General features: G+C 70.7%; 2 protein-coding genes. Both read left to right on the plus strand.

Going from position 1 to position 661, the window contains the following annotated elements; all coding sequences use genetic code 11:
- The coding region (locus KDM41_18310) for a GatB/YqeY domain-containing protein (protein MCB1185378.1) at positions 1-97 on the plus strand (97 nt) is incomplete at its 5' end.
- Between the two features lie 47 nt (positions 98-144).
- A partial coding sequence (locus KDM41_18315; protein ID MCB1185379.1) for a DNA primase occupies positions 145-661 on the plus strand: 517 nt, incomplete at its 3' end.

The raw sequence follows: 661 nt of genomic DNA on the forward strand, positions 1-661 counted from the left end.
GGACATGGGCCGGGTCATGGCCGCCCTGAAGCAGGGCTGGCCGGGCCAGATCGACGGCGCGGTCGCCAGCGCCCTGGTGAAGAAGAAGCTGGGCTGATGCCTTAAACCATGGAGAGCCCGCTCCGGCGGGCCTAGACTGCTTCCATGGCCTTCCCTCCGCAATTCCTCGACGAGATCCGCACCCGGGTGCCGCTCTCCGACGTCGTCGGCAAGCAGGTCCGCCTGATCCGTCGCGGCCGGGAATTCGTCGGCCTGTGCCCGTTCCACAAGGAAAAGTCGCCGTCCTTCGCCGTGGTCGAGGACAAGGGCTTCTTCCACTGCTTCGGCTGCGGCGCCCACGGCGACGTCATCGGCTTCCTGATGCGGACCGAGAACCTCTCCTTCCCCGAGGCGGTGGAGCGGCTCGCGGGGCTCGCCGGCCTGCCCATGCCGGTGCAGAGCCCGGTCGAGCGCGAGCGGGCAAAGCGCGCCGCCACGCTCTACGACGTGCTGGAGGAGGCCTGCCGCTGGTTCGAGGAGCAGCTCACCACGCCCGCGGCGGGCGAGGTGCGCGCCTATCTCCAGCGCCGCGGCGTGCGGCCCGAGACGGTGGAGCGCTTTCGCCTGGGCTACGCCCCGGACGCCCGCAGCCGCCTGATCCAGCACCTCAAGGGCAAGGACG

It is taken from the genome of bacterium, assembly GCA_020440705.1.
In the GTDB taxonomy this organism is placed as follows: Bacteria; Krumholzibacteriota; Krumholzibacteriia; order LZORAL124-64-63; family LZORAL124-64-63; genus JAGRNP01.